Source organism: Pseudomonas beijingensis, from assembly GCF_030687295.1.
In the GTDB taxonomy this organism is placed as follows: Bacteria; Pseudomonadota; Gammaproteobacteria; order Pseudomonadales; family Pseudomonadaceae; genus Aquipseudomonas; species Aquipseudomonas beijingensis.
In genome coordinates, this window is sequence record NZ_CP117425.1 from 1,619,066 (window position 1) to 1,640,840 (window position 21,775).

Below are 21,775 nucleotides of genomic sequence, written 5' to 3' on the forward strand. Positions count from 1 at the left end.
ACATCGGAGCCCGAAGACGCATGCCGCACACTAAAGATGATTTTCCCGACGCGCTGTACAGCACCGCGCAGGTCCGGGCCCTCGACGCGCAACTGATCGCGGCAGGCACCGCCGGTTTCGAATTGATGCAGCGCGCTGCCCGCGCCACCTGGCGAGCGATCGTTCGACGCTGGCCTGACGCCCGTGAGCTGACTGTGCTGGCCGGCCATGGCAATAATGCCGGTGATGGCTATCTGGTCGCGACCCTGGCCCGGCGCGCCGGTTGGCCGGTGCGGGTGCTAACGGTGGGCGAGCCTCGGCGATTGCAGGGCGACGCCGCCAATGCCCATGCCGAGGCCGTGGCGGTGGGCGTGCCGATGGAGCCGTGGTCGGATGAGGCCGAGTTGCGTGGCGTGCTGCTGGACGCGTTGCTTGGCACGGGCCTGAGTGGCGATGTGCGTGAGCCGTATGTGCAGGCCATCGATACGATCAACGTCAGCGGCCTGCCAGTCGCGGCGGTGGATATCCCCTCGGGGTTGTGCGCCGACACCGGGCGGGTGCTGGGTACAGCGGTGGCGGCCGACCTGACCGTGACCTTCATTGGCTTGAAACTGGGGCTGTTCACTGGCGAAGCGGCGGACCGGGTCGGTGAGCTGGTATTCAATGATCTGCACGCCGATCCGGATATTGTTGAAGCGGCACCGGTCAGTGCCCGGCTGCTCCTACCCAATAATCTGCCACGTCTGACGCCTCGCGCTGCCACTTCCCACAAAGGCAAGTTCGGTCATGTGCTGCTGATCGGTGGCGACCGGGGCTTCGGCGGCGCCATCCAGATGAGCGCCGAAAGCGCTCTGCGCTGCGGCGCGGGCATGATTTCGATGGCGACCCGCAGCGAGCATGTGTCCGCCGCACTGACGCGTTTGCCGGAAGTGATGGTGCAGGGCACCCATTCGGCGAACCAATTGATGGGCTTGCTCCAACAGGCCAGCGTGCTGGTGGTCGGGCCGGGCCTGGGCCAGGCCGCTTGGGGGCGTAGCCTGTTGTCGGCGGCGTCCAACGCGTCGCTGCCACAAGTGTGGGACGCCGATGCGCTGAACCTGCTGAGCAGCGGCGATGTCCGTTTGCCTGAGCAGTGTGTCATCACCCCGCACCCGGGCGAGGCGGCGCGCCTGTTGGAGATGTCCACCGCCCAGGTGCAAGGCGATCGCCCGGCCGCGGCCCATGCCTTGAGCCAGAAATACACCGCCACGGTGATCCTCAAGGGTGCCGGCAGCCTGATTGCCAGCCCGGACGGGCGCCTGGCGGTTTGCAGCCAGGGCCATCCAGCCATGGCCACGGCGGGCCTGGGGGATGTACTGGCCGGCGTGGTCGGGGCCTTGCTGGCCCAGGGCATGGAAGGCTTCGAGGCCGCGTGCCTGGCGGTTTGGCTGCATGCCAATGCCGGTGCCCAGGCTGGTCGCTCGGGCCGGGGATTGGCGGCGACCGATCTGATCCCGGCCATTCGTCAGTTGTTGGAGGAGCATTCACCGTGTCTGAAGTAACCCTGTACGTGGCGGACGAACAAGCCATGACACAATTTGGCGCCCGCATCGCGCAGATCACCGCCGGCCACGGCCTGATTTTTCTCGAAGGCGACCTCGGCGCGGGGAAAACCACCTTGTCCCGTGGCATCATTCGCGGCCTCGGGCACGTCGGTTCAGTCAAGAGCCCGACGTTCACCCTGGTCGAGCCCTATGAGATCGGCGACATTCGCGCCTTCCATTTCGACCTGTATCGACTGGTGGATCCTGAGGAGCTGGAATTCCTCGGCATCCGCGATTATTTCGAAGATGACGCCTTGTGCCTGATCGAATGGCCCCAGAAGGGTGCAGGCTTTTTGCCAAAGCCCGACCTGACCATTACCATTGGCGCGCAGAACGGCGGGCGTTCGCTGAAACTGACGCCGCAAGGCTCCCGTGGTGAGTCGTGGTGTGCCGCTTTGGCATTGGAAACTAATTGATGATGGGGTTTGGTATGCGCTTTCGCGCGGTGGTTGCTGTCGTAGGACTGTTGCTTACGGCACTGGCCGTCGATGCTGTGGCCGAGACAAAGGTCAACAGCGTTCGTCTCTGGCGGGCGCCGGACAACACACGGCTGGTGTTCGACCTGACGGGGCCGGTGCAGCACAGCGTATTCACCCTGACCGCCCCGGATCGCCTGGTGATCGACATCAACGGTGCCTCCTTGGGCGCGCCGCTGAACGTCGCCACCGCCAACACGCCGATTACCGCGATGCGCTCGGCCCAGCGTACGCCGACCGACCTGCGGGTGGTCATTGACCTGAAAAAAGCCGTGACCCCGAAAAGCTTCACTCTGGCCCCCAACGCCCAGTACGGCAACCGGCTGGTGGTGGACCTGTTCGACAACCCGGCCGATGCCGACCCACCGCCACCGCCGCCGACCAAGGTTGCCACGGTGCCCGCGGTGCCGGTGACCCCGACCGAACCTGCGCTCAAGCTGCCACCGGCCCCGGCCGGCAAGCGCGACATCATCGTGGTGATCGACGCCGGTCACGGTGGCGAAGACCCCGGGGCCTCGGGCTCGCGTGGGCAACGTGAAAAAGACGTGGTGCTGTCCATCGCCCGTGAACTGCAGCGCCAGGTCAACGGCATGAAAGGCTTCCGCGCCGAACTGACCCGCACCGGCGACTACTTCATTCCCCTGCGTGGGCGTACCGAAATCGCCCGCAAGAAAGGTGCTGACCTGTTCGTCTCCATCCACGCCGACGCCGCGCCTTCGAAGGCGGCGTTCGGGGCCTCGGTGTTTGCCCTGTCCGATCGCGGCGCCACGTCTGAAACCGCCCGTTGGTTGGCTGACAGCGAAAACCGTTCCGACCTGATCGGCGGTGCCGGCAACGTCAGCCTCGACGACAAGGACCGGATGCTCGCCGGTGTCTTGCTCGATTTGTCGATGACTGCCTCGTTGACCTCCAGCCTGAACGTCGGCCAGAAAGTCCTGAGCAACATCGGTCGGGTCACGCCGCTGCACAAGCAACGCGTCGAGCAGGCCGGGTTCATGGTGCTCAAGTCGCCGGACATCCCGTCGATCCTGGTGGAGACCGGCTTTATCTCCAACTCCAACGAGGCGTCCAAACTGTCGTCCTCCAGCCATCAGCAGGCCCTGGCCCGATCCATCAGCAGCGGTGTGCGCCAGTTCTTCCAGCAGAACCCACCGCCAGGCACCTACATCGCCTGGCTGCGCGACTCCGGCAAGATCGCCCAGGGACCACGGGATCACCGGGTCAACCCTGGCGAAACCCTGGCGATGATTGCCGTGCGCTACCAGGTGTCGCCCGCCACCTTGCGCAGTGCCAACAATCTCAAGAGCGATGAGCTCAAGATTGGCCAGACCTTGACCATTCCGGGCAATGAAGTGGCGGCCAAGCAATGAGTGACGAAGTGATCGGCAGCACCGCCCGCATCGAACTGCTCAGCCCTCGGCTGGCGAACCAGATCGCCGCCGGTGAAGTGGTCGAGCGTCCGGCGTCGGTCATCAAGGAACTGTTGGAAAACAGCCTCGATTCCGGGGCCCGGCGCATCGATGTGGATGTCGAGCAGGGCGGCGTCAAGCTGCTTCGGGTACGCGATGACGGTGGCGGTATTTCCTCCGACGACCTGCCGCTGGCCCTGGCGCGCCACGCCACCAGCAAGATCCGCGACCTGGAAGACCTCGAGCGGGTCATGAGCCTGGGGTTTCGGGGTGAGGCACTGGCGTCCATCAGTTCGGTGTCGCGCCTGACCCTCACTTCCCGCACCCGCGATGCCGAGCAGGCCTGGCAGGTCGAGACCGAAGGTCGCGACATGGCCTCTCGCGTCCAGCCTGCGGCCCATCCGGTGGGCACCTCGGTGGAAGTGCGCGACCTGTTCTTCAACACCCCGGCCCGGCGCAAGTTCCTCAAGGCCGAGAAGACTGAATTCGATCATCTGCAAGAAGTCATCAAGCGCCTGGCCCTGGCACGTTTTGACGTGGCGTTCCATTTGCGCCACAACGGCAAGACCATCCTCAGCCTGCACGAGGCCCACGATGATGCGGCCCGCGCCCGTCGTGTCGGTGCGGTGTGCGGCGCAGGCTTCCTGGAACAGGCCTTGCCCATCGAGGTGGAGCGCAATGGCCTGCACCTGTGGGGTTGGGTCGGGTTGCCGACTTTTTCCCGCAGCCAGGCGGACTTGCAGTATTTCTACGTGAACGGTCGGGCGGTGCGCGACAAACTGGTGGCCCACGCGGTGCGCCAGGCGTATCGCGATGTGCTGTTCAATGGTCGGCATCCGACCTTCGTGCTGTTTTTCGAAGTCGATCCGGCGGTGGTGGACGTCAACGTGCACCCGACCAAGCACGAGGTGCGTTTCCGTGACGGGCGCATGGTCCACGATTTCCTCTACGGCACCTTGCACCGCGCCTTGGGCGATGTGCGTCCGGAAGATCAGCTGGCGGCTCCGGCGGCAGTGGCCGGCATGGTCCGGCCAACGGGGTTGGACGCGGGCGAGTTCGGGCCCCAGGGCGAAATGCGCCTGGCGGCCAATGCCCTGCTGGAGCAACCCCAGCCTCAGCCGAGCTACAACACCGCCGGCAGCGGTGCTGGCAGTGGCTATCAGTATCAATACACCCCGCGCCCACAATCCAACGTGCCGGCAGCCGAGGCTCAGGCGGCCTATCGCGAGTTCTTCAAACCCTTGCCGGAAGCCGGCGCGGCGGCGATGCCCGACGGCCAGGGCGATATCCCGCCACTGGGCTATGCCCTGGCGCAACTCAAAGGCATCTATATCCTCTCGGAAAATGCCCAGGGCCTGGTCCTGGTGGACATGCACGCAGCCCATGAGCGGATCATGTACGAGCGCCTGAAAATCGCCATGGCCAGCGAAGGCCTGAGCGGCCAGCCGCTGTTGGTGCCCGAATCCCTGGCCGTCAGCCAGCGCGAAGCCGATTGCGCCGAAGAACATGTGGCCTGGTTCCAGCGCCTTGGCTTTGAGTTGCAGCGCCTGGGCCCGGAAACCCTGGCGATCCGCCAGATCCCGGCCTTGTTGAAGCAGGCCGAGGCCAATCGCCTGGTCAGCGACGTGCTGGCGGACTTGATGGAGTACGGCACCAGCGACCGGATCCAGGCGCACCTGAACGAATTGCTCGGCACCATGGCCTGCCACGGCGCGATCCGCGCCAACCGGCGCCTGGCCCTGCCGGAAATGAACGGTCTGCTGCGGGACATGGAAAACACCGAACGCAGCGGTCAATGCAACCATGGCCGGCCGACCTGGACCCAATTGGGCCTGGACGACCTGGACAAACTGTTCCTGCGCGGTCGTTGATGAGCCCGTTGCCACCCGCGATTTTCCTGATGGGGCCGACCGCCGCCGGCAAGACCGACCTGGCCATCGAATTGACCAAGGTCCTGCCCTGCGAGTTGATCAGCGTCGATTCGGCCCTGGTCTACCGGGGCATGGACATCGGCACTGCCAAGCCGTCGAAAGAACTGCTGGCCGAATATCCGCACCGGCTGATCGATATCCTCGACCCGGCCGAAGCCTACTCGGCAGCCGATTTCCGCCGTGACGCGCTCCAGGCCATGGCCGAGATCACCGCGCGGGGCAAGATTCCGCTGCTGGTGGGCGGCACGATGCTGTACTACAAGGCCTTGGTCGATGGGCTGGCGGACATGCCGGCGGCCGATCCCGAGGTGCGCGCGCAGATAGAAGAAGAGGCCGCGCGCCTGGGCTGGCAAGCCTTGCACGAGCAACTGGCGGTCATCGACCCGGAATCGGCGGCGCGTATTCACCCCAATGACCCGCAGCGGCTCAGTCGGGCCCTGGAGGTTTATCGGGTCAGCGGCCAGAGCATGACCGCCCTGCGCCAGCGACAATCTGCGCAAAGTACTGAAGCAGCCGCTTCGGGACTGCAACAATTGCCCTATACTGTCGCGAATCTGGCCATCGCTCCGGCGAACCGGCAAGTGCTGCATCGGCGAATTGAACAAAGATTCACATTAATGTTGGAACAGGGGTTCATAGACGAGGTCGTAGCCCTGCGTGAGCGAAGTGACCTGCATGCCGGGTTGCCGTCTATACGTGCGGTAGGTTATCGACAAGTCTGGGATTACCTGGACGGCAAGCTGACGTCAGCCGAGATGCAGGAGCGTGGGATTATAGCCACGCGCCAATTGGCGAAACGCCAGTTCACCTGGCTGCGCAGCTGGACTGACTTGCATTGGCTCGACAGTCTCGATTGCGACAATCTGCCACGCGCCTTGAAATACCTCAGGACCATCTCCATATTGAGCTGAGTCCTTGCAATTGCCGTCTATCCTTGGGGGTGTGACGGCCCAAGCCATCTGATTCCGATTTTTATTATTGATCCTTAAAGGAGTGCGGCACATGTCAAAAGGGCATTCGCTACAAGACCCTTACTTGAACACTTTACGTAAAGAGAAAGTTGGGGTGTCCATCTATCTGGTCAACGGGATCAAACTGCAAGGCACGATCGAGTCTTTCGACCAGTTCGTTATCCTTCTGAAAAACACCGTCAGCCAGATGGTCTATAAGCACGCGATCTCGACAGTGGTGCCCGTTCGCCCAATTCGTCTGCCTAGCGCAACCGAATCCGAAGGCGGTGACGCTGAACCGGGTAACGCTTGATAGGAGCCTCCTTTGTTCTTTGAGCGCCACGGTGGTGGTGAGCGAGCCATTCTCGTTCACTTGGATGGACAGGACCCTGAGGCGCGCGAAGATCCGCAGGAGTTTCAGGAATTGGCTCTTTCGGCCGGCGCCGAGACCGTCGCGTTTTTCAACGTGCCGCGTCATCGGCCAACCGCCAAGTTCCTGATCGGCAGTGGCAAGGTCGAGGAGTTGCGCGACCTGGTCAAGGCCGAACAGGTCGATCTGGTGATTTTCAATCACATCCTCACGCCCAGTCAGGAGCGTAACCTCGAACGAGTCTTCGAGTGCCGCGTGATCGACCGCACGGGGCTGATCCTCGATATCTTCGCCCAGCGCGCCCGCACCCATGAAGGCAAGCTCCAGGTCGAACTGGCCCAGCTTGAGCACATGAGTACGCGGCTGGTTCGCGGCTGGACTCACCTTGAGCGGCAAAAAGGCGGTATCGGCCTGCGCGGCCCGGGTGAAACCCAGCTGGAAACCGACCGACGCCTGTTGCGGGTTCGCCTGCGCCAGATCAAGGGGCGGCTGGAAAAGGTCCGCAGCCAGCGCGAGCAGTCGCGACGTGGCCGCAAGCGTGCGGATATCCCGACGGTTTCACTGGTGGGCTATACCAACGCCGGCAAATCGACCCTGTTCAATAACGTTACCCAATCCGACGTGTATGCCGCCGACCAGTTGTTCGCCACGCTCGACCCGACCCTGCGCCGGCTCGACCTGGACGACCTTGGGCCGATCGTGCTGGCCGACACCGTGGGCTTCATCCGTCACTTGCCGCATAAACTGGTCGAGGCTTTCCGGGCTACGCTCGAAGAGTCGAGCAACTCCGACCTGCTGCTGCACGTGATCGATGCCGCCGAGCCGGACCGGATGCTGCAGATCGAGCAGGTGATGGTGGTGCTGGGTGAGATCGGAGCCCAGGACTTGCCGATCCTCGAGGTATACAACAAACTCGATTTGCTCGAAGGCGTGGAGCCGCAGATCCAGCGCGATGCCGACGGCAAGCCGCAACGGGTCTGGCTGTCGGCCCGCGATGGCAGCGGCCTGGACCTGCTCAAGCAGGCCGTGGCCGAGCTGTTGGGCAACGATCTGTTTGTCGGCACCCTGAAGTTGCCGCAACGTTTCGCCCGGCTGCGTGCGCAGTTTTTCGAGCTGGGGGCGGTGCAAAAAGAAAGAGCACGACGAAGAAGAAGGTGTCTGCCTGCTGGCTGTTCGCCTGCCTCGGGCGGAGCTCAACCGACTGGTCAGTCGCGAAGGGCTGCAACCGATGGAATTCATCGAGCAACACACTTTGCAATAAAAGCCTGAGAAAGCGGTGTCAGGCATTCTGTAGCATTGGTCGGCGCGCCGTGGGTGCGTCTTTGCTTTATCAGATGGAGAGCGCTATGGCTTGGAATGAGCCGGGTGGCAACTCGAATAATCAGGATCCTTGGGGTGGCAAACGTCGTAACAACGGCGACCGCAAGGGGCCGCCAGATCTCGACGAGGCCTTCCGAAAGCTGCAGGAAAGCCTGAACGGTTTGTTCGGTGGTGGTAAAAAACGCGGTGACGAGGGCGGCGGTCGTTCGGGCAAGGGCGGCGGTTTCGGCCTGCTCGGCATCGGTCTCGTCGTGCTGGCGGCTGTCTGGCTGTACAGCGCGGTCTATGTCGTGGACGAGCAGGAGCAGGCCGTGGTGCTGCGCTTCGGCAAGTACTACGAGACGGTTGGCCCGGGCCTGAACATCTATTTCCCGCCGATCGACCAGAAGTACATGGAGAACGTCACGCGTGAGCGGGCGTACACCAAGCAGGGCCAGATGCTGACCGAAGACGAGAACATCGTCGAAGTGCCGCTGACCGTGCAATACAAGATCACCAACCTGCAGGACTTCGTGCTGAACGTCGACCAGCCGGAAATCAGCCTGCAGCACGCGACCGAAAGCGCCTTGCGCCATGTGGTGGGTTCCACCGCCATGGACCAGGTGCTGACCGAAGGTCGTGAACTGATGGCCAGCGAAATCAAGGAGCGCCTGCAACGGTTCCTCGATACCTATCGCACCGGTATCACCGTTACCCAGGTCAACGTCCAGAGCGCAGCGGCACCGCGTGAGGTCCAGGAAGCCTTCGACGACGTGATCCGGGCCCGTGAAGACGAGCAGCGTTCGCGCAACCAGGCCGAAACCTATGCCAACGGCGTCGTGCCGGAAGCCCGTGGTCAGGCCCAGCGCATCATCGAGGACGCCAACGGTTATCGTGACGAAGTGGTCTCCCGTGCCAAGGGTGAGGCCGATCGCTTCACCAAACTGGTAGCCGAGTATCGCAAGGCCCCTGAAGTGACCCGCCAGCGTCTGTACCTGGACACCATGCAGGAAGTCTTCAGCAACACCAGCAAGGTCCTCGTGACTGGCAACAAGAACGGCCAGAGCAATCTGCTGTACCTGCCGCTGGACAAGATGGTCGAGAGCGGTCGCAACACCAGTACGCCACCGGCCAGTTCGGCGGCGGTCAGCAATGAGGCCGGCACCCGTGCGGCGGCGGACCTGCAACAACAGCAAGCACGTACCAGGGAGAGTCGCTGATGAGCAATAAATCGCTGATCGCCCTTATTGTCGGTGTCGTCGTGGCGATCGCTGCCTGGAACTGCTTCTACATCGTGGCTCAGACCGAGCGCGCGGTGTTGCTGCAATTCGGTCGCGTGGTCCAGGCTGATGTCCAGCCGGGGCTGCATGTGAAGGTGCCGTACGTCAACAAGGTGCGCAAGTTCGACGCTCGCCTGATGACGCTGGATGCGCCGACACAACGCTTCCTGACGCTGGAAAAGAAAGCCGTGATGGTGGATGCCTACGCCAAGTGGCGCGTGAAGGATGCCGAGCGCTTCTACACCGCGACCTCTGGCCTGAAGCAGATCGCCGACGAGCGTCTGTCCCGTCGTCTGGAATCGGGCCTGCGTGACCAGTTCGGTAAGCGCACGTTGCATGAAGTGGTGTCCGGTGAGCGTGATGCGCTCATGGCCGACATCACCCGTTCGCTGAATGCGATGGCGGAAAAGGAGCTGGGTATCGAAGTGGTCGATGTCCGGGTCAAGGCCATCGACCTGCCGAAGGAAGTGAACCGCAGTGTGTTCGAGCGGATGAGTACCGAGCGTGAGCGTGAAGCCCGCGAGCACCGCGCCAAGGGTAACGAGCTGGCCGAAGGCATCCGTGCCGACGCCGATCGCCAACGCCGTGTGCTGCTGGCCGAAGCCTATCGTGAATCGGAGGAGGTCCGGGGTGATGGTGATGCCCAGGCTGCTTCGATCTACTCCAAGGCCTACGGTCAGGATCAGGAGTTCTACGCGTTCTACCGTAGCCTGCGTGCCTACCGTGAAAGCTTCGCGAACAAGTCCGACGTCCTGGTCCTGGACCCAAGCAGCGACTTCTTCCATTACCTGGAAAAGTCCAAGCCTTGATGCGACGTTGACCTGAAACACTCCGCCCGGCGGCTAAAGCGTCGGGCGGGGTGATCCTTTGGGAAAACGTGTGTATGATGCGGCAGCCGGGAAATTCCCGGCTTTTTTGCGTCTGCACGTTCGATTGCGGTTCATAGGTGCAGGCGTCGGGTTGAACGACTCGACAGGTTTTTCGAGGAAAGCGCTGGGCGAGGCCGATTGCGGGCCATTCGTCACGTCGCTCATGCGCGTGTTTTGCGTATGGGCCCAGTGTTTTCTGCTTCACTCAAGGCTTGCCCGAGGGCTGGCCGCCCGGACCATAGGGGAATGGCGTAATGGCAACGGTAGACCGCTGGCTGCTGCCTGATGGCATCGAAGAAGTACTGCCACCGGAAGCTGCGCGTATCGAAGTAGCGCGTCGGCAGGTGTTGGATCTGTTCCAGAGTTGGGGTTACGAATTCGTCGTCACCCCGCATATCGAGTACCTGGAATCCCTGCTCACCGGCGCGGGCCAGGACCTGGATCTGCGCACCTTCAAGGTAATCGACCCGCAGTCGGGCCGGCAGATGGGCTTTCGTGCCGACATCACGCCGCAAGTGGCGCGCATCGACGCCCACACCCTGCGCCGTGAAGGTCCGAGCCGCCTGTGCTACGCCGGCAGCGTTCTGCATGCCCAGCCGCGTGCCTTGTCGTCTTCGCGCAGCCCGATCCAGCTGGGCGCCGAGTTGTATGGCGATGCCAGCCCGAGCAGCGACGTGGAAGTCATCAGCCTGATGTTGGCCATGCTGCAACTGGCTGACGTGCCGGATGTCCACATGGACCTGGGGCATGTCGGCATTTACCGCGGCCTGGCCCGTGCGGCCGGTTTGTCCGGTGAAGTGGAGCAACAACTGTTCGATGCCCTGCAACGCAAGGCCATCGACGAAGTCATCAGCCTGACCGAGGGCCTGCCGGCCGATCTGTCGGGCATGCTGCGGGCACTGGTGGACCTGTGCGGCGGGCGTGAAGTATTGACCGCTGCCCGTGAACGCCTGGCTCATGCGCCGGCGCCGGTGTTGGCCGCGCTGGATGACTTGCTGGCGATTGCCGAGCGTCTGTCGGTGCGTTTCCCCGAGTTGCCGCTGTATTTCGACCTGGGTGAGTTGCGCGGCTATCACTATCACACCGGTGTCGTGTTCGCCGTGTTCGTGCCGGGCGTGGGCCAGTCCATCGCCCAGGGCGGCCGTTATGACGACATCGGCGCCGACTTCGGTCGCGCCCGTCCGGCGACCGGTTTCTCTACCGATTTGAAAACCCTGGTGACCCTGGGGCGTGCTGAAGTCGAGCTACCGTCTGGCGGTATCTGGATGCCTGACAGTACGGATGCGGCACTCTGGCAGGCGGTCTGCCAGTTGCGCAGTGAGGGTCAGCGTGTCGTCCAGGCCTTGCCTGGGCAGCCTTTGGCCGCCGCCCGTGAAGCGGACTGCGACCGGCAATTGATTCAGCAGAACGGGCTTTGGCAAGTATTGCCGCTGGCTTCTTGAGTTTTCCCGCCGGCCGCGGCCGGCACCAAGTTTGCGCGAATGAGGACAAGTGTTATGGGTAAGAATGTCGTAGTCCTGGGCACCCAGTGGGGTGATGAGGGCAAAGGCAAGATCGTTGATCTGCTGACCGAACATGCTGCCGCCGTAGTGCGCTACCAGGGTGGCCACAACGCAGGCCACACTTTGGTGATCGACGGTGAAAAAACCGTCCTGCACCTGATTCCGTCGGGCGTGCTGCGCGAAGGCGTCCAGTGCCTGATCGGCAACGGTGTGGTGGTTGCGCCCGATGCCTTGCTGCGGGAAATCATCAAGCTGGAAGAAAAAGGCGTACCGGTGCGCGAGCGCCTGCGTATCAGTCCGTCCTGCCCGCTGATCCTGTCCTATCACGTGGCGCTGGACCAGGCCCGTGAAAAGGCCCGTGGCGAGCTGAAGATCGGCACCACCGGTCGTGGCATCGGCCCGGCCTACGAAGACAAGGTGGCCCGTCGTGGCCTGCGCATCGGTGACCTGTTCCACCGTGAGCGTTTCGCCGCCAAGCTGGGCGAGTTGCTGGACTACCACAACTTCGTCCTGGTCAATTACTACAAAGAACCGGCCATCGACTTCCAGAAGACCCTGGACGAGTGCATGGAATACGCCGAGCTGCTCAAGCCGATGATGCTCGACGTCACTGCCGAGCTGCACGAGCTGCGTCGCGCCGGCAAGGACATCATGTTCGAAGGTGCCCAGGGTTCGCTGCTGGACATCGACCACGGTACCTACCCGTACGTCACCAGTTCCAACACCACCGCTGGCGGCATCGCCACCGGTTCGGGTTTCGGTCCGATGTACCTGGACTACATCCTGGGTATCACCAAGGCCTACACCACTCGCGTCGGTTCGGGTCCATTCCCGACTGAGCTGTTCGACGACGTCGGTGCCTTCCTGGCCAAGCGCGGCCACGAATTCGGTGCCACCACCGGTCGTGCCCGTCGTTGCGGCTGGTTCGATGCCGTCATCCTGCGTCGCGCCATCGACGTCAACAGCATCTCGGGCCTGTGCCTGACCAAGCTGGACGTACTGGACGGCCTGGAAACCATCAATATCTGCGTGGGCTACAAGAACCAGGACGGCGCCGTCATCGACGCACCGACCGACGCCGACAGCTACATCGGCCTGGAGCCGGTGTACGAGCAGATGCCAGGCTGGACTGAATCGACCGTGGGTGCCAAGACCCTGGAAGAGCTGCCGGTGGCTGCGCGCAACTACATCAAACGCGTCGAAGAGTTGGTCGGAGCGCCGATCGACATTATTTCGACGGGGCCGGACCGCAACGAAACCATCGTTCTGCGTCATCCGTTTGCCTGATAAGTCGTTGATGTGAAACACAAAGGGCCCTCGTCGGGGCCCTTTGTCGTTTCTGCCTGTCGGGCGGCACGACACTTGCTATGCAACTCCATTAAGGCACCGCTTTCCCGAGTGCCATCAAATTAATGGCGTTTGGTAGAGGGATTTCACGTGTCGGCCGTTCTCTCACTGTTACAAAGCCGTTTACTGCGGCCTGTGTTCGTTACCCTGGGTATCGCCCTTTTGGTGCAGGTGCTGGTGGCCGTTGCGCTGACCCGAAGCACCGTCACGGCGCTGGAAGCCGACCTGGGCGCGCGGTTGGGAGCGGACAGCCAGAAGCTCTCCGCCGAACTGGAGCAGGCCGGGCGCGAGGTCACCTCGAGCCTGGACAGCCTGTCCGCCAATACCCGCCAGCGGCTCAATGTCGGGCTTTCCGCTCGCCTGAAGGACGAGCAGGCGCAGTTGCGTGGGACCTTGGAGAAGGACTTGAGGGATTCCGCCAATGATATGGCGCAACTCCTGGCTTCCGTTGCGCCGCGCGCCATGTGGGACAACGACGTGCCCACCCTCTCTGAATTCGCCCGTCGGGCCCAGCGCAATCCCAACGTGCTGTTCGTCATCTATGACGATGCTGCCGGTGAGCACTTGACTCGGTATCTGAACCGGGAAAACCCGATCAACAAGGCGTTGTTGGAGAAGGGTAAAGGCGAGCGGGCGCTGGATAAGGTGCTGGACGCGGCAAAGAACGATCCGTCGGTGTATTACCTTGAAGCCTCGATCAACCCCAATGGGGTGGAAATCGGCAAAGTCTTGATGGGGGTTTCCACGGCGTCCGTTGAAGCCGACCTGAAGGCGCTGGACCAGCGCTTCTCGGCCTTGATCGCCAGCAGCGACCAATTGGTCGGTGACAGCCTCAAAGGGGCGGCGGCCGACAGCGCCACCGCCATGCGCGGTCGCCTGGCGTCGGCCCAGGCCACGGCCACGCAAATGCAGACCAACACCGCCAGCACCGTGCAGGACGCGGCGGGCACCCTGCGCTGGCGCATCGGCTTGGGTCTGGCGCTGGTGGGCTTCGGCGTGCTGGTGTTGCTGGCCGTGGTGCTGGGGCGTCGGGTGGTCAATCGCTTGAAGCTGCTGATCGCGGCCATGAATGACCTGGCGGCGGGCGAGGGTGACCTGACCAAGCGTGTGCAAATCAACAGCAAGGACGAAATCGGTGACATGGCCTCGGCGGTCAATCGCTTTGTGGATAAGTTGCAGCCCATTGTGCGTGAGGCGGGTGATGTGGCCCAGCGTACCGGTGTGGAAATCGGTGCGATGACCTTGCGCAACTCCGGTGCCGATGCGGCGGCCGGGATGCAGCGTGATGAAGTGGCCGAGAGCCTGCGTGCGCTGTCGCAAATGGCTGACGAGGCTCAATCGGAAAGCCAGGCGATGCAGGCGGCCCTGCAGCAAGTGGTGGAGATCCGCCAGGCCACCGATGAAAACACGCGCACTTCGACCAAGGTCAGCGGCTTGATCGAGGCTTTGGCCGGACAGGTCGATACCGGGGCGAAAGTGATCGAGCGGCTGGCGCAGCAGAGCGAACAGATTGAAGTGGTGCTGACCGTGATTCACGGCATCGCCGAGCAGACCAACTTGCTGGCCTTGAACGCGGCCATCGAGGCGGCGCGGGCCGGGGAAACCGGGCGCGGTTTTGCGGTGGTGGCGGATGAGGTGCGGGCGTTGGCGAGCAAGACCCAGAGCTCTACGGGGGACATCCAGGCGCATATCGTGGCCCTGCAGCAGGGCGCTCGCGAGGCGGTGGCCGCCATTGGCCAGGCCGGGCGCCAGGCCAATGAGGGTCTGTTGGTGCTGCGTGACAGTGCGCGCTTGCAGCAGTCGGTGCAGGCCTCTGTAGAGCAGGTGCATGCGGCCATTGGCCTGGCGACTCAGGCGGCGGCTCATCAGGCCCAGGGCGCGCAAGCGGTGCGTGGGCGGGTGGAGACCATTCATGCCCAGGCTGAGAAAGCGGCCCAGGCTGTGGTTGAGACCACGGCCAGTGGCAAGGTGCTGGATAGTTTGGCAGCGCAGTTGAAGGCGAGTTTGGGGCAGTTCAGGGCTTGATCGGGTTTCCACAGGCTTATACGCGACCAAAGCCTGTGTGGGAGCGGGCTTGCTCGCGAAGACGGTGGCACATTCAGCATTGATGCAAGCAGACCTACCGCCATCGCGAGCAAGCTCGCTCCCGCAGGGATTGCAGTGGCCGCAATCTGTAGATCGTCACCGACCCAGTGTGGGAGCGAGCTTGCTCGCGATGGCGGCCTGACAGTCGACCGGGTTCTCCCGGTCGTACTCCGATCCAATTGTTCGCAATTTTCAGATAGCAGAAACGCAAAAACCCGCTTTCGCGGGTTTCTGTGAGGTTCAAGGCCGTGACCTTGAAGCTTGAATTGGTGCCCAGAAGAAGACTCGAACTTCCACGACCTTGCGGTCACCAGCACCTGAAGCTGGCGTGTCTACCAATTTCACCATCTGGGCAGCATCTTCAGCGTTGCCGCTGTTGATGTGGCGCACTATACGGAGCGCGTTTTGATCTGTAAACCCCTGTTTTTGTTTTAGTAATTGCCAAACGCAATTGCAGGGGGGCAGAAATGCAAAAACCCGCTTTCGCGGGTTTTTGTTGAGCTGCCAGGCCCTTGACCTGTTGCTCGAAATTGGTGCCCAGAAGAAGACTCGAACTTCCACGACCTTGCGGTCACCAGCACCTGAAGCTGGCGTGTCTACCAATTTCACCATCTGGGCAGTATCGGCAACGTGTGTACGTCGTCGATGGCGCGCACTATACGGAGCGTGTTTTTAACTGTAAACCCCTCCGGAGAAAAAAACCGCTAAATTTCACGAGCGGTGCTTTCCGAGTGCTTCGAAGGCAGGTCAAATGACCCTGAAAACGCTATCGGATGCTTGAAATTTCCCGTTTCATTAAGCCTATGCCAAACTAACCCGCATATAGACAAGGTGAAAACTCTCTAATGGCCGATTGGCAGTCCCTCGATCCCGAGGCCGCTCGTGAAGCGGAAAAATATGAAAACCCTATTCCTAGCCGTGAACTGATCCTGGCGCATCTCGCCGATCGGGGTTCGCCTGCTAGCCGCGAGCAGTTGGTCGAAGAGTTCGGTCTGACCACCGAGGACCAACTCGAAGCCCTGCGCCGCCGTCTGCGCGCCATGGAGCGCGACGCTCAACTGATCTACACCCGACGCGGCACCTATGCGCCAGTGGACAAGCTCGACCTGATCCTGGGCCGCATCGCCGGTCACCGTGATGGCTTCGGCTTCCTGATCCCGGACGACGGCAGCGACGACCTGTTCATGAGCCCGGCGCAAATGCGCCTGGTGTTCGACGGCGACCGGGCCCTGGCCCGTGTGTCCGGCCTGGACCGTCGTGGTCGTCGCGAAGGCGTGATCGTCGAAGTGGTGTCCCGTGCCCATGAAAGCATCGTCGGCCGTTACTTCGAAGAAGGCGGTATCGGTTTTGTTGTGCCGGATAACCCGAAGGTTCAGCAGGAAGTGCTGATTACCCCGGGCCGTAATGGCGCCGCCAAGGTGGGTCAGTTCGTCGAGGTGAAAATCACCCACTGGCCTACAGCGCGCTTCCAGCCACAGGGCGATATCGTTGAAGTGGTCGGCAACTACATGGCGCCGGGCATGGAAATCGACGTTGCGCTGCGCACCTACGACATTCCTCACGTCTGGCCCGAGGCTGTGCTCAAGGAAGCCGCCAAGCTCAAGCCGGAAGTCGAAGAGAAAGATAAAGAAAAACGCATCGACCTGCGCCATCTGCCGTTCGTCACCATCGACGGCGAAGATGCCCGCGACTTCGACGATGCGGTCTACTGCGAAGCCAAGCCCGGCAAGCTGCGCCTGTTCTCCGGCGGTTGGAAGTTGTTCGTCGCGATTGCCGACGTGTCCAGCTACGTGAAGATCGGTTCGGCCCTGGATAACGAAGCCCAGGTGCGCGGCAACTCCGTGTATTTCCCTGAGCGCGTGATCCCGATGCTGCCTGAGCAGCTGTCCAACGGCCTGTGCTCGCTGAACCCGAAAGTCGACCGTTTGGCCATGGTGTGCGAGATGACCATCTCCAAAACCGGCGAAATGACCGACTACCAGTTCTACGAAGCGGTGATCCACTCCCAGGCGCGCCTGACCTACAACAAGGTCAGCACCATCCTGGAAACGCCGAAGACCAGTGAAGCCAAGGCGCTGCGTACCGAATACGCTGGCGTGGTACCGCATCTCAAGCAGCTGTACGCGCTGTACAAGGTGTTGCTGGGGGCCCGTCACGTGCGTGGCGCGATCGATTTTGAGACCCAGGAAACCCGGATTGTCTTCGGTTCCGAGCGCAAGATCGCCGCAATCACCCCGACGACCCGTAACGATGCGCACAAGCTGATCGAGGAGTGCATGCTGGCGGCCAACGTGGCCACTGCGGAATTCCTCAAGAAGCACGAGATTCCTGCGTTGTACCGCGTGCACGACGGCCCGCCGCCGGAGCGTCTGGAAAAACTGCGCGCCTTCCTCGGCGAGCTCGGCCTGTCCCTGCACAAAGGCAAGGACGGCCCGACGCCGAAGGACTACCAGGCACTGCTGGCCAGCATCAAGGACCGCCCGGATTACCATGTGATCCAGACGGTGATGTTGCGCTCCCTGAGCCAGGCGGTGTACAGCGCTGACAACCAGGGCCACTTCGGCCTGAATTACGAGGCGTACACCCACTTTACCTCGCCGATCCGCCGTTACCCGGACTTGCTCACGCACCGCGCGATCCGCAGCGTGATCCATTCCAAGCAGAACACCCCGCACGTCAAGCGCGCCGGTGCCATGACCATTCCGAAGGCACGGATCTATCCGTACGACGAAGCGGCCCTGGAACAGTTGGGCGAACAGTGCTCCATGAGCGAACGCCGCGCCGACGAAGCCACCCGCGACGTGGTGAATTGGCTCAAGTGCGAGTTCATGAAAGACCGCGTGGGCGAGTCGTTCCCAGGCGTGATCACGGCGGTGACCGGCTTTGGTTTGTTTGTCGAACTGACCGACATCTACGTCGAGGGCTTGGTGCACGTCACCGCCTTGCCGGGTGATTACTACCACTTTGATCCTGTGCATCACCGCCTGGCGGGAGAGCGCACCGGTCGCAGCTTCCGTCTGGGCGACACCGTGGAAGTGCAGGTCATGCGCGTCGACCTCGATGAGCGCAAGATCGACTTCGGAATGTCCGACAAACCCGCTGAGGCACCGACTGGCCGTAAAAAGCGTGGCAGCGAGACCGCAGCGCCTGCGACCAAAGGTAGAGGTAAAGGTGCTCCTGCCAAAGCCGCAGAGCCTGAGCCAGCCAAGGCCGGTCGCCGTTCGTCTGTCAAGGACAAGGCGCCCGAGGCCTACCGCCCCAGCGACGCAGCGGCGAAGAACGCCGAACTGCGCAAGAGCCGCGAGTTGAAGCAGCAGTTGCTCAACGAAGCCAAAAGCGGTGGTAAAGCGGCGTCTGGGGGAAAGTCCCACGGGGCGGAAAAGCCGTCGAGCAAGCCAAGCAAACACCGTAAAGGCCCGCCAAAAGCGGGTTCGGCCCCCGCGAAAAGCGGCGGGTCGCGCAAACCTAAGGCCAAGTCATGAGTCTGGAAAAAATCTACGGCGTGCACGCCGTAGAAGCACTGCTGCGTCACCACCCCAAACGTGTCAAGCAAGTGTGGTTGGCGGAAGGTCGCAGCGAGCCGCGTGTGCAAGCGCTGGTCGAGCTGGCCACCCAAAACAAGGTTGCCATCGGCCAGGCCGAGCGTCGTGAAATGGATGTGTGGGTCGAAGGCGTTCACCAGGGCGTCGTGGCCGAAGTCAGCCCGAGCCAGGTCTGGGGCGAGGCGATGCTCGACGAACTGCTCGATCGCACCGAAGGCGCCCCCCTGTTGTTGGTGCTGGACGGCGTCACCGACCCGCATAACCTGGGCGCCTGTCTGCGTTCGGCGGACGCCGCCGGTGCGTTGGCGGTCATCGTGCCTAAAGACAAGTCGGCGACGTTGACGCCGGTGGTGCGTAAAGTCGCTTGCGGCGCGGCTGAAGTGATCCCGTTGGTGGCGGTGACCAACCTGGCGCGCACCCTGGAAAAACTCCAGCAGCGTGGCCTGTGGGTGGTCGGCACGGCGGGCGAGGCCGAGGTCAGCATCTATGACCAGGACCTGACGGGCCCGACGATCCTGATCATGGGCGCCGAAGGCAAGGGCATGCGCCGCCTGACCCGCGAGCATTGCGACTATCTGGTCAAGCTGCCGATGGCTGGCAGCGTCAGCAGCCTCAACGTCTCGGTGGCCACCGGTGTGTGCCTGTTCGAAGCGCTGCGCCAGCGCAGCGTCAAGGCTGTCGCCAAAAAGCCCTGATCCAGACGCAAATCCATTGTGGGAGCGGGCTTGCTCGCGATGACGGTGTATCAGTGACAGCAATGTCGACTGGCATGCCGCTATCGCGAGCAAGCTCGCTCCCACATTGGTTTTGTGTGAGGAGCAGGGATTGGCGGTTGTTCAAATAATCGCCAATTGCCTTGCGCCGCCCTCGGCCCTTCTCTACAATTGCGCCCCTTGCTGTGATGGCAGGCACTTATGTGTCTAGCGTCCACAAGTCCATAAGTGTCATTCACTCCTTGTCTGACCGTTTTTGAGCGGCAGGCTACAACCCGTAAGGAGCATTCATGCGTCATTACGAAATCATCTTTTTGGTCCACCCGGATCAAAGCGAGCAAGTCGGCGGCATGGTTGAGCGTTACACCAAGCTGATCGAAGAAGACGGCGGCAAAATCCACCGTCTGGAAGATTGGGGCCGTCGTCAACTGGCCTACGCAATCAACAATGTTCACAAGGCTCACTACGTGATGCTGAACGTTGAGTGCACTGGCAAGGCCCTGGCCGAGCTGGAAGACAACTTCCGCTACAACGATGCAGTGATCCGTAACCTGGTCATCCGTCGCGAAGAAGCCGTCACCGGCCAATCCGAGATGCTCAAGGCTGAAGAAAACCGCAGTGAGCGCCGTGAGCGTCGCGACCGTCCTGAGCACTCTGACAGCGCCGATGGCGATGACAGCGATAGCGACAGCGACAACAGCGATAACGCTGACGAGTAATCCACGGACCTTTTAAGGAGCCAATCACATGGCACGTTTCTTCCGTCGTCGTAAATTCTGCCGCTTCACCGCTGAAGACGTGAAAGAGATCGATTACAAAGATCTCAACACTCTGAAAGCCTACGTATCCGAGACCGGCAAAATCGTTCCAAGCCGTATCACCGGTACCAAAGCTCGTTATCAGCGTCAGCTGGCCACCGCTATCAAGCGCGCCCGCTTCCTGGCCCTGCTGGCCTACACCGACAGCCACGGCCGCTGAGACCGGGCAGTCGACGAGTAGTAAGGGATTGAATGCATGCGCGCCTTAGCTGACTTCATCATGCGGGGACGTGTGCAGGCCACGCTGGTTGTGGCCGGATCCGCGGCATTGCCGCTGTTGTTCTGGTTGAGTGCCGCCGCTGGGTGCCTTGTGCTCCTGCGGCGCGGTTCGGACGCCTTGAGCGTCCTGGGTATCGGGTTGCTATCAGCGTTGGTGAGCTGGTACTTCCTGAAGGACCCGACAACACTCCTGGTGTTGCTCGGGGCTGGTGGCCTGGCGTTGGTTTTGCGCGCCGGTCATACCTGGAACCGCGTGCTGCTGTGCAGCGTGGCCGTGGGGTTGTTGTGTGCGGTGAGCCTGGGAACTGTCTTCAGTTCCTTCATCGAGTCACTGGCGCAGACGTTCGAACACGTCCTGCCGCTGGCGATGGGTGAGGTCTACGAGACATTCTCGGCAGACCAGAAGGCGTTTCTCACCGCCCTGAGCGCTCCGCTGATGATCATTTCGATAGCGTCTTCGCTGCAGATCTTTAGCGTGCTGTGCCTGATTCTTGGGCGCTATTGGCAGGCGTCGTTGTATAACCCCGGTGGTTTCGGTCGCGAGTTTCGCGCCATCCGATTCCCCAAGAGCGTGGCGCTGTCACTGCTGGCCGTCATGTGTGTGGCTCCGTTTTTCGGGCTGCATGCACTGATCCTGTTGCCGCTGTGCAGTGTACCGCTGGTCTTCGCCGGCTTGGCCCTGATTCATGGGCTGGTGGCGCAGAAGCGACTGGCCACGTTCTGGCTGGTGGGGATATACGTGACGTTGTTGCCTTTCATGCACTTGCTCGGTCCGTTGCTCGTGGTCTTGGCCATCGTCGACAGCCTGATTGATTTTCGCGGTCGTATGGCGCCGAAAGACGCCGACAACGCGAACGGTGAAGGTTAAAAGTTAGAGGATTTTCACATGCAACTGATCCTTCTGGAAAAAATCGCCAACCTGGGCAACCTGGGCGACAAAGTAAACGTTAAGGCCGGCTACGGTCGTAACTACCTGCTGCCTTTCGGCAAAGCCACCGCTGCGACCGCTGCCAACCTGGCTGCGTTCGAAGAGCGTCGCGCTGAGCTGGAAAAAGCCGCCGCAGACCGTAAGGCATCGGCTGAAAGCCGTGCTGCCCAACTGGCCGAGCTGGAAGTGACCATCACTGCCACCGCTGGCGACGAAGGCAAGCTGTTCGGTTCGATCGGTACTCACGACATCGCTGACGCACTGACCGCCTCCGGCGTTGAAGTGGCGAAAAGCGAAGTTCGTCTGCCGAACGGCACCATCCGCAACGTAGGCGAATTCGACGTAGCCGTGCACCTGCACGCCGAAGTTGAAGCCACCGTACGCGTTGTCGTGGTAGCAGCCTAAGCAACACCTGTCGGCTGGCACCCTCGGGTGCTTGCCGGTAACATCGGGCACGATCCTGTTTACAGGTCGT

The 21,775-nt window shown here is 62.0% G+C and carries 17 protein-coding genes, 2 tRNA genes and 2 pseudogenes; 19 read left to right on the forward strand and 2 right to left on the reverse strand.

All coding sequences use genetic code 11. The features are described from left to right. The first annotated feature begins 20 nt into the window (after positions 1-20). The 13 genes and pseudogenes from PSH84_RS07420 (at position 21) to PSH84_RS28945 (ending at position 15,020) form a co-directional block, all read left to right on the forward strand. Positions 21-1,520, forward strand: a complete 1,500-nt coding sequence (locus tag PSH84_RS07420; RefSeq protein ID WP_305482477.1) for an NAD(P)H-hydrate dehydratase — start codon at positions 21-23, stop codon at positions 1,518-1,520. Then, a complete protein-coding gene (gene tsaE, locus PSH84_RS07425; protein WP_305482479.1) occupies positions 1,508-1,978 on the forward strand; it encodes a tRNA (adenosine(37)-N6)-threonylcarbamoyltransferase complex ATPase subunit type 1 TsaE in 471 nt (156 codons plus the stop codon). Before PSH84_RS07420 ends, tsaE begins: the two co-directional genes overlap by 13 nt. Further along, positions 1,978-3,408 carry an N-acetylmuramoyl-L-alanine amidase gene (locus PSH84_RS07430; RefSeq protein WP_122567309.1) on the forward strand — a complete coding sequence of 477 codons (1,431 nt, stop codon included), beginning with the start codon at positions 1,978-1,980 and terminating at the stop codon, positions 3,406-3,408. Before tsaE ends, PSH84_RS07430 begins: the two co-directional genes overlap by 1 nt. Further along, positions 3,405-5,318 carry a DNA mismatch repair endonuclease MutL gene (gene mutL / locus PSH84_RS07435; RefSeq protein WP_122567308.1) on the forward strand — a complete coding sequence of 638 codons (1,914 nt, stop codon included), beginning with the start codon at positions 3,405-3,407 and terminating at the stop codon, positions 5,316-5,318. The genes PSH84_RS07430 and mutL overlap by 4 nt, the downstream gene beginning before the upstream one ends. Then, positions 5,318-6,289 (forward strand): tRNA (adenosine(37)-N6)-dimethylallyltransferase MiaA, encoded by a 972-nt coding sequence (gene miaA / locus PSH84_RS07440; protein ID WP_305469464.1) that lies wholly within the window; start codon positions 5,318-5,320, stop codon positions 6,287-6,289. The genes mutL and miaA overlap by 1 nt, the downstream gene beginning before the upstream one ends. A gap of 91 nt (positions 6,290-6,380) precedes the next feature. Continuing rightward, the gene (gene hfq / locus PSH84_RS07445) at positions 6,381-6,641 is read left to right on the forward strand and encodes an RNA chaperone Hfq (RefSeq protein WP_003186419.1); all 261 of its coding nucleotides are present in this window, start codon (positions 6,381-6,383) and stop codon (positions 6,639-6,641) included. A 12-nt stretch (positions 6,642-6,653) separates the two neighbouring features. Next, a pseudogene (gene hflX / locus PSH84_RS07450) lies at positions 6,654-7,959 on the forward strand (ribosome rescue GTPase HflX). Positions 7,960-8,044: 85 nt separating this feature from the next. Next, positions 8,045-9,217, forward strand: a complete 1,173-nt coding sequence (gene hflK / locus PSH84_RS07455; protein ID WP_122567305.1) for an FtsH protease activity modulator HflK — start codon at positions 8,045-8,047, stop codon at positions 9,215-9,217. Continuing rightward, on the forward strand, positions 9,217-10,086 hold the full coding sequence (gene hflC, locus PSH84_RS07460; RefSeq protein ID WP_018610083.1) for a protease modulator HflC: 870 nt from the start codon (positions 9,217-9,219) through the stop codon (positions 10,084-10,086). Before hflK ends, hflC begins: the two co-directional genes overlap by 1 nt. Before the next feature lie 314 nt (positions 10,087-10,400). Then, positions 10,401-11,588, forward strand: a complete 1,188-nt coding sequence (locus PSH84_RS07465) for an ATP phosphoribosyltransferase regulatory subunit (protein WP_122567304.1) — start codon at positions 10,401-10,403, stop codon at positions 11,586-11,588. 54 nt (positions 11,589-11,642) lie between these two features. Further along, positions 11,643-12,935, forward strand: a complete 1,293-nt coding sequence (locus PSH84_RS07470; RefSeq protein WP_003186407.1) for an adenylosuccinate synthase — start codon at positions 11,643-11,645, stop codon at positions 12,933-12,935. Positions 12,936-14,060: 1,125 nt separating this feature from the next. Further along, positions 14,061-14,114 (forward strand): annotated as a pseudogene (locus PSH84_RS28940) (hypothetical protein); the annotation flags it as partial. Positions 14,115-14,315: 201 nt separating this feature from the next. Beyond that, a complete protein-coding gene (locus PSH84_RS28945; protein WP_406550201.1) occupies positions 14,316-15,020 on the forward strand; it encodes a methyl-accepting chemotaxis protein in 705 nt (234 codons plus the stop codon). 327 nt (positions 15,021-15,347) lie between these two features. Here PSH84_RS28945 and PSH84_RS07480 read toward each other — a convergent pair. Both PSH84_RS07480 and PSH84_RS07485 read right to left on the reverse strand, forming a co-directional pair. After that, a tRNA-Leu gene (locus tag PSH84_RS07480) sits at positions 15,348-15,434 on the reverse strand. Between the two features lie 177 nt (positions 15,435-15,611). After that, positions 15,612-15,698 (reverse strand) — tRNA-Leu (locus tag PSH84_RS07485). A gap of 227 nt (positions 15,699-15,925) precedes the next feature. Here PSH84_RS07485 and rnr point away from each other — a divergent pair. The 6 genes from rnr (at position 15,926) to rplI (ending at position 21,705) form a co-directional block, all read left to right on the forward strand. Continuing rightward, positions 15,926-18,562 carry a ribonuclease R gene (gene rnr / locus PSH84_RS07490; RefSeq protein ID WP_305469468.1) on the forward strand — a complete coding sequence of 879 codons (2,637 nt, stop codon included), beginning with the start codon at positions 15,926-15,928 and terminating at the stop codon, positions 18,560-18,562. Further along, the gene (gene rlmB, locus PSH84_RS07495) at positions 18,559-19,317 is read left to right on the forward strand and encodes a 23S rRNA (guanosine(2251)-2'-O)-methyltransferase RlmB (protein WP_122567301.1); all 759 of its coding nucleotides are present in this window, start codon (positions 18,559-18,561) and stop codon (positions 19,315-19,317) included. The genes rnr and rlmB overlap by 4 nt, the downstream gene beginning before the upstream one ends. A 308-nt stretch (positions 19,318-19,625) precedes the next feature. Further along, entirely contained in the window at positions 19,626-20,054 is a 429-nt protein-coding gene (rpsF, locus tag PSH84_RS07500) for a 30S ribosomal protein S6 (protein WP_003186395.1), read from the forward strand. Between the two features lie 28 nt (positions 20,055-20,082). Next, positions 20,083-20,313, forward strand: coding sequence for a 30S ribosomal protein S18 (rpsR, locus tag PSH84_RS07505; protein ID WP_002551829.1), 231 nt, complete (start codon positions 20,083-20,085; stop codon positions 20,311-20,313). A gap of 36 nt (positions 20,314-20,349) precedes the next feature. After that, complete coding sequence (locus PSH84_RS07510; protein ID WP_122567300.1) at positions 20,350-21,240, forward strand: YybS family protein; 891 nt, start codon at positions 20,350-20,352, stop codon at positions 21,238-21,240. A gap of 18 nt (positions 21,241-21,258) precedes the next feature. Next, on the forward strand, positions 21,259-21,705 hold the full coding sequence (rplI, locus tag PSH84_RS07515) for a 50S ribosomal protein L9 (protein WP_003186385.1): 447 nt from the start codon (positions 21,259-21,261) through the stop codon (positions 21,703-21,705). Positions 21,706-21,775 lie beyond the last annotated feature (70 nt).